1 protein-coding gene is annotated in these 344 nt (G+C 59.3%); it reads left to right on the top strand.

Features of this window, described 5'->3' with window-relative positions; all coding sequences use genetic code 11:
• Positions 1 to 344, top strand: a 344-nt coding sequence (locus CSR02_RS16995) for a MotA/TolQ/ExbB proton channel family protein (protein ID WP_244176866.1), incomplete at both ends; no start/stop codon positions are given.

Here is a 344-nt window from a genome sequence, read left to right as displayed (position 1 = left end):
ATCACCAAGTTCATTGAGCAGGCCCGTCTGTTTGCGGCCGCCAAGGAAGCGACGAAGAGCTTCTGGACCAAACATAGCATCCAGGAAGGCGCTTCGGCCCTGACATCCACCTCTCCGTTCCGCTACATCGCCGATACCGGCATTGTGGCTGCCGAGCACCATGAAGGCACGATGCAGGAAAGCATTGACCTGCACAGCTGGACGGGCATGTCCATCCAGCGCGCGGTCAACAACATCCAGAACAGCCTGCAAAAGGGTCTGGCGTTTCTGGGCACGGTGGGCTCCACCTCACCGTTCATCGGTCTGTTCGGCACGGTGTGGGGGATCTACCATGCACTGACAGC

It is taken from the genome of Acetobacter pomorum (assembly GCF_002738225.1).
Lineage (GTDB): Bacteria > Pseudomonadota > Alphaproteobacteria > Acetobacterales > Acetobacteraceae > Acetobacter > Acetobacter pomorum.
The sequence above is the reverse complement of the archived record's forward strand: the minus strand, read 5'-3'. Positions and strand labels throughout refer to the sequence as shown.